We start from the raw sequence: 6,385 nt of genomic DNA on the forward strand, positions 1-6,385 counted from the left end.
TGATGGTGGTGATCACCTCGTGCGCACCGAACCGGGCGCGCAGCCAGCCCGCCAACGCACCCCAGGCGGCGCCGCCGAGCATGCCGCCCGCCAGCGCCAGCACCAGGTGGACGCCCGCCGGCAGCACCACCGCGAAGCCGATGTACGCCGCGAAGGTGGCGCCGACGATCGCCTGGCCCTGGGCACCAACGTTGAACAGTCCCGCCCCGAAGCCCACCCAGATGCCGAGTCCGGCACAGATCAGAGGTGCCGCCAGGGCGATCGTCTCAGCCATGGCCTGGCCGCTGCCGAACGCGCCATCGAACAGCGCGGCGTACGCGCGCCCTACGTTGGCGGCGCTGGCCGGGTCGAACAGGACCATCACCACGGCGCCGACGACCAGACCGAGCAGCACCGCCAGCACGGCGCCGACCAGGTCACGCATCCGACACCCCGGCCATCAGCAGCCCCAGCCGGGCCCGCGACACCCCGGGGGGCACCACAGCGACGATCCGCCTCCGGTGCAGCACCGCGATGCGGTCGGACAGCCGGGTCAGTTCGTCGAGGTCGGAGCTGACCAGCAGCACCGCCGCTCCGGCGTCCCGGACGGCCGCGATCCGTTGGTGGACGAAGGCCGCCGCGGACACGTCGAGTCCACGGGTCGGCTCGCACGCCAGTAGCACCCCCGAGGGCTGGGAAAGCTCCCGGGCGAGCACCACGCGCTGCTGGTTACCGCCGGACAGCACCGCCACGGGCCGCCGCACATCAGTCTGAATACCGAAGTCAGCTGCCCGTTGCTCGGCGACCCGCCGCATCCGGTCGCGACGCAGCAACCCGAGCCGGGTGAAATCGGCGAGCTGGTTCAGCACCAGGTTCTCGGCCACCGACAACTCCTCGACCAGACCGGCCGCCAACCGGTCCTCAGGCACGTAGGCGAGGTCGTGGACGGCGGCCCGCACCGCGGCCACCAGTTCGGCCTGGCCGTTGCCCTGCACACCGGCAACCCCGAGCACCTCACCGGCCCGCAGTTCGATGCCCCACACCGTTGCCCGGACCTCGGCACCCGGCCGGCCGGTGCCTAGCTCAGCCGGCGGCACCGCGCGTCCCACCATCAACTCGGCCAGCCGCTGGTGCGGTGTGGACGGCGGCGCCTCCGCGACCACCCGACCGGCCCGCAGCACCGTGATCCGGTCGGCCACCGCGGTTGCCTCCGCGAGCCGGTGGGTGATCAGGACAATGCCCCGGCCGTCGGCACGCAGCCGGCGCAGCACGCCCATCAGTTGGTCGATCTCCTGCGGCCGCAGCACCGCGGTCGGTTCGTCCAGCACAAGCCAGTCGGCGTCGTCGGCCAACGCCTTGACGATCTCGACCCGCTGCCGCACCCCGATCGGCAGCTCGCCCACCACCGCGTCGGGGTCGAGTTCCAGCCCGTACCGCGTCGACAGCTCAGCGACCAGGTGCCGACCGGCGGTCAGGTCGAGCCACGGCCCGCGGCCGGGTTCGCGGCCGAGGATGATGTTCTCGGTCACCGTGAACGACTCGATCAGCCGGAAGTGCTGGTGCACCATCCCGACCCGGCCGTCCAACGTGATGGAGCCGGCGTCCGGTCTGGTCAGCCCGGCCAGGACCCGCACCAACGTGGTCTTGCCGGCCCCGTTCTCGCCCAGCAGGGCGTGGATCTCGCCGCGAAGCACCTCGAAGTCGATCCCGTCGTTGGCGAGCACATCGCCGTAACGCTTGGTGATCCCCCGCAGCTCCAGCGGCACGGCTCAGCCGATCGCTGCCGGCGAGACCACCTTGATCGTGCCGTCGATGATGCCCTTCTCGACCGATCCCAGCTCGGCGGCCAGCTCGGGGGCGAACTCTGCCCCGGCGGGTATCAGCTCGGTGCCCCCGTTGCGCAACTCGGCGGTGAACACGCCGGCTGCACCGCGTCCTTGTTGCTCGGCCGAGATCAGTTCGAAGACGGCGTTTCCCCGGTTCTTGACGACCGAGCCGAGCATCTGGTCGCAGTACTGGGCCTGGGTCTGGCATCCGTTGCTGTCCGACCAGATCACCCGCAGGCTCGAGGCCTGGGCCCACTCCAACGCACCGACCCCGGACTGGCCGGCCACGGCCAGCACCACGTCGGCGCCGGCGTCGGTCAGGCTGACCGCGGCGGTCCGGCCGGCCTGCGGATCGTTCCAGGGGCTGTTGGGTGACTGGACGAAGGTGCCCTGCTGGGTGTCCAGGTTCCAGCCGACGACCTCGATCTCGCGGCCTTTCTGCTCGCTGTAATACGCCACGCCCTGCACGAAGCCGTCCATGTAGATGGTCGCCGACGGGACGGCCAGGCCGCCGAAGACACCGACCGTGCCCAGCGTCGACTGGGACGCCGCCAGGTAGCCGGCCAGGAACGCGGATTCGTGGGTGTCGAACTGCACGGGTCGCAGGTTGGCGGGCACCGAGGTGGGGGTGGCGTCCATCAGCGCGAACCGTATCGTCGGGTTGGCCCGGGCGGCGGCCGCCATAGCGTCGGTGAGTGCCTCACCTCTCCCGATCACCACCTGGCAGCCCTGGTCGACCAGACCCTGCACCACGCCCGCCTGCTCGCCGTCCGCGGCCACGGCGGGGATGGTGGCGACCCCGGCCAGTTCCTGCTCAGCCCGGGCGAGCCCGTCGAGGGCCTGGGCGTTCGGGCTGCCCGGCGTCGGTTCGGCGTCGTCGGTGACCAGGCATGCGGTCATCGTCTCCACCGGCGGGGTCGGGCTCGGTTCGGGGCTGAGGGTGGTGGTCGGCTGCGGAGGCTCGGCGCATCCAGCCAGGACGAGCGCCAGCATCGCGCCGACGATGGCGGTCAGGAGCTTGTTCACCCGAGGCACTCTAACCCCCGCTGCTGACACCCAGCGGTCAACCTGCCGCCGGCAGTGGGATCGCCCCATCGACCAGGCCCTGCCGGATCTCCTCCAGCTCGCTCCTGGTGGCCTGGCTGACCTGGTCCTCGAACTGGTGGAACGGGCTTATCCCGACGCCCTGGTTGGCCAGCGTGCCATGGTAGGCGGTGTTGTCGAAGTTGCCCTCGGCGGCCTCGGCGATCGCGGCGAAGACCGCCACGTCCATGCCCTTGTAGACCGAGGTCAGGATGACCGGGCAGAACGAAGGGTTGGACACGCAGCCATCGGTGTCGACCCAGATCGCCGCGATCTGGCCGCTGGACGCCTCAGCCACCTGCAGCGCGCCGGTTCCGGCCATCCCGGCCACCGGGAAGATGACGTCGGCACCCTGGGCTGCGAGGTTCTCGGCGGTGGTCCGGCCGGCCGCCACGTCCTGGAACGGCGACTGGGACTGGATGAACTGGCCGTCCTGGGTTGCCAGATCCCAACCGAGCACCTGCACCTGGGCGCCTTTCGCCTGGTTGTAGTGGTCGACCCCGGCGGCGTAGCCGTTGAGGAAGAGCACCACGTCGGCGTTCCTGACCGCGCCGAAGGTGGCCACCGAGCCGGTCTGCGACTGGGACGCCGCCAGGTAGCCGGCCAGGAAGGCCGCGCCGGTGGGGTCGAAGAGCAGCGGCTTCAGGTTCGGCTGCGGGTTGGTCGGCATCGCGTCCACCAGCAGGAAGTCGACCTCCGGGTTGGCGATCGCGGCGGCCTCGGCGGCGTCGGCGTGCTTGAACCCGATCGCCGTCACCAGGTCGCAGTCGGTGTCCACCAGCGCCTGGATGGAGGCGGCGTAGTCGGCCTCGCCGGGCGCCTGGATCTCGCCGGTCTCGATACCGAGTTCGGCTTCGGCCCGCAGCAGCCCCTGGTGGCTGGTCTGGTTGAACGACCCGTCGGAGAACCCGCTGGCGTCGGCGACCATGCAGGCCTTGAAGTCGCCCGCCGGCTGGGATGCAGCGCTGGTCGCGCTGGTAGGAGAGGTCGACGCTGGTCCGCCGGTTCCCGGGCTGGTCGCGCATCCGGCCAGCACCAGCGCCAGCGCCCCTGCCGCGGCCACCGCTCGAATAGCCCGCATCTGAACCTCCGTGTAAGTTACAGCGACCTATACAGACCGGACCCTAGCCGAAACCATCAGTCGAACGCGACTGCTTGAGCAGTTCGGTAGCCGATAGCGTTTCGCCCATGACTGATCAGCCCACCAAGATCCTGTTGTCCGAGGACCAGATACCGACCCACTGGTACAACATCGCGGCGGATCTGCCCAGCCCCGTCCCCCCGCACCTGCACCCGGGGACGAAGGAACCGGTCAAGCCGGAAGATCTGGCGCCGATCTTTCCGCCCGGGCTGGTCGAGCAGGAACTGAGCACCGAGCGCTGGATCGAGATCCCCGAGCAGGTGCGGGCGATCTACCGGCTGTGGCGCCCGGCCCCGCTGTACCGGGCGTACCGGCTGGAGGCCGCACTCGGCACCAGGGCCAGGGTCTACTACAAGTACGAGGGCGCCTCGCCGATCGGCTCCCACAAGGCGAACTCCTCGGTACCGCAGGCCTTCTACAACCAGCAGGCCGGGATCACCCGACTCACCACCGAGACCGGCGCCGGCCAATGGGGTGCCGCGCTGGCGTTCGCGTGCAGCGTCTTCGGACTGGACTGTGACGTCTGGCAGGTGCGCAACAGCTACCAGACCAAGCCGTACCGGCGGATGCAGATGGAGACCTATGGCGCCCGGGTGACCCCCTCGCCGTCGGAGCGCACCGAGGCTGGACGGGCGATCAGGGAGCGCTTCCCCGACACCTCCGGCTCACTGGGGATGGCGATCAGTGAGGCCGTCGAAGCGGCCGTCGGCGACCCGCAGGCCAACTATTCGCTGGGCAGCGTGCTGAACCATGTGGCGCTGCACCAGACGGTGATCGGCCAGGAGGCGCTGCTGCAGCTGGCCGCGGTCGGTGAGCGGCTGCCCGACCAGGTGTTCGCCTGCGCGGGCGGCGGCTCGAACCTGGCGGGGCTGAGCTTCCCGTTCCTGCGCGAGAACCTCGCCAACGACGCCGCGGTGCGGGTGGTCGCCTGCGAACCGGCGGCCTGCCCGTCGCTGACCAAAGGCGAGTACCGCTACGACTTCGGCGACACCGCGAACCTGACGCCGCTGCTGAAGATGTACACCTTGGGCGCCGACTTCGTGCCCGACCCGGTACACGCCGGGGGGCTGCGCTTCCACGGGATGGCGCCGCTGGTCAGCGCCGCCTACGACCAGCATCTGCTGGACGCGGTGGCGATCAAGCAGCGCGAGGCGTTCGCCGCCGGTGTGCTGTTCTCCCGATGCGAGGGCATCATCCCGGCGTCGGAGTCGAACCACGCCATCGCCGGGGCGATCGCCCACCTGCAGGCCGCCGACGACGACGCCGCCGACCAGGTGGTGCTGATCGGCGTGTCCGGCAGCGGCCAGCTCGATCTGCCGGCCTACGCCGACTACCTGTCCGACGAGATGCTGGACGCCTGAGCCCAGACCCACACGAAGGCCCGGATCCCCTCGGCAAGGATCCGGGCCTTCATCATTATTGCGGCTCTTCTCGGCGGGTCAACTCGACCGCCACGACGAGGCTGAGCGCCAGGCCGAGGAGCCACGAATACCAAGTTGGCGCGAGTTTCAAGATCACCGATACCGCCACCATCATTGACATGATCGCAGCAATAATCAAGGTCACCTTGACAGCTCGGCGCGATCCAGGCGTTTTGTTACCGAACACTAGTTGCATGCATTGTCGAAATTCGGCAGCTGGCCGATGCCCCAGAATGCAAGGGCACAGGCTACTCCGGCAGGACCCGAGAAGACGGTGACTGCACCGCACATCGCGAAGGTTGCCGCGAAGAAGGCATACGAGGCTGCCCACGCCTGAGGACAAGCGCAACATGGCCTTGTCTGCATCGGCGGGCCATCCACTAGACTAATCGTTGGGTCTTCCGGGGTGCCGGAGACGTCGTAGTGCTTGCCTTTGGTCAAAGACACGAAGTCGATCGCCTGCTTCTTGTCAACCGAAGCAGCAAAGAACTCGAGGTAGACAGTCACCTCACTGCTTGGCATTCCAGTGAACAGCGCCATGAGTGCATCGCTTCTGCGGATGATCTGGACCTTCTTAGCGAGAGCCGTGGCATCAGTGGCCTTCGCGTCGGCGATGACGTCGTAGGGGTCAGGCGGCGCGTCAGGGCTGGATTGAGCGAGAGCAGGCGTTCCCGATAACAGGAGACCAACGGCCAGGAAAAGACAGACGAGACTACGCATGATTGAACTCATGGAAATCCTCTCGAAGGGAGCTTATTCGGCGACAATGCCGTTCGGGATGGTAGGGGGTTCCCGATGGAAGCAATCTGGCTCATCACAATGCAGGGTGTAGTTGGGGTCTGAATCCGCCGGTCTCGAGCAGTGATCTGGCGATGTAGTGGGTGAGGTTCCGGAACCCCAGGGCGGAACCGCGGAGGTGTTCGAGGCGGCCGTTC

Annotated in this window: 7 protein-coding genes; 1 reads left to right on the forward strand and 6 read right to left on the reverse strand. The window is 68.7% G+C overall.

Translation table 11 applies throughout. The features are described from left to right. The 4 genes from WBL05_RS13545 to WBL05_RS13560 all read right to left on the reverse strand — a co-directional run. On the reverse strand, positions 1 to 424 hold a 424-nt coding region (locus tag WBL05_RS13545), incomplete at its 3' end, for an ABC transporter permease subunit (protein WP_424226659.1). Continuing rightward, positions 417 to 1,745, reverse strand: a complete 1,329-nt coding sequence (locus WBL05_RS13550; protein WP_424226661.1) for an ABC transporter ATP-binding protein — start codon at positions 1,743 to 1,745, stop codon at positions 417 to 419. The genes WBL05_RS13545 and WBL05_RS13550, both read right to left, overlap by 8 nt. Positions 1,746 to 1,748: 3 nt before the next feature. Then, positions 1,749 to 2,831, reverse strand: a complete 1,083-nt coding sequence (locus WBL05_RS13555; RefSeq protein ID WP_424226662.1) for a BMP family ABC transporter substrate-binding protein — start codon at positions 2,829 to 2,831, stop codon at positions 1,749 to 1,751. Between the two features lie 37 nt (positions 2,832 to 2,868). After that, positions 2,869 to 3,969, reverse strand: coding sequence for a BMP family lipoprotein (locus WBL05_RS13560; RefSeq protein ID WP_424226663.1), 1,101 nt, complete (start codon positions 3,967 to 3,969; stop codon positions 2,869 to 2,871). 107 nt (positions 3,970 to 4,076) lie between these two features. Here WBL05_RS13560 and WBL05_RS13565 point away from each other — a divergent pair, with 107 nt between their 5' ends. Beyond that, positions 4,077 to 5,390 carry a TrpB-like pyridoxal phosphate-dependent enzyme gene (locus WBL05_RS13565; protein ID WP_424226665.1) on the forward strand — a complete coding sequence of 438 codons (1,314 nt, stop codon included), beginning with the start codon at positions 4,077 to 4,079 and terminating at the stop codon, positions 5,388 to 5,390. A 55-nt stretch (positions 5,391 to 5,445) separates the two neighbouring features. Here the strand turns inward: WBL05_RS13565 and WBL05_RS13570 are convergent, their stop codons facing one another. Both WBL05_RS13570 and WBL05_RS13575 read right to left on the reverse strand, forming a co-directional pair. After that, complete coding sequence (locus WBL05_RS13570; protein WP_424226666.1) at positions 5,446 to 5,595, reverse strand: hypothetical protein; 150 nt, start codon at positions 5,593 to 5,595, stop codon at positions 5,446 to 5,448. Positions 5,596 to 5,636: 41 nt separating this feature from the next. Further along, positions 5,637 to 6,182, reverse strand: a complete 546-nt coding sequence (locus WBL05_RS13575; protein ID WP_424226667.1) for a hypothetical protein — start codon at positions 6,180 to 6,182, stop codon at positions 5,637 to 5,639. Between the last annotated feature and the right edge of the window lie 203 nt (positions 6,183 to 6,385).

The sequence above is a fragment of the Brooklawnia sp. genome (assembly GCF_049651565.1).
Lineage (GTDB): Bacteria > Actinomycetota > Actinomycetes > Propionibacteriales > Propionibacteriaceae > Brooklawnia.

What these genes read in the sequence shown, in the direction of transcription:
- WBL05_RS13560 (WP_424226663.1), bottom strand. Translation starts at nt 3,969, where the DNA reads ATGCGGGCTATTCGAGCGGTGGCCGCGGCAGGGGCGCTGGCGCTGGTG.
- WBL05_RS13565 (WP_424226665.1), top strand. Translation starts at nt 4,077, where the DNA reads ATGACTGATCAGCCCACCAAGATCCTGTTGTCCGAGGACCAGATACCG.
- WBL05_RS13575 (WP_424226667.1), bottom strand. Translation starts at nt 6,182, where the DNA reads ATGAGTTCAATCATGCGTAGTCTCGTCTGTCTTTTCCTGGCCGTTGGT.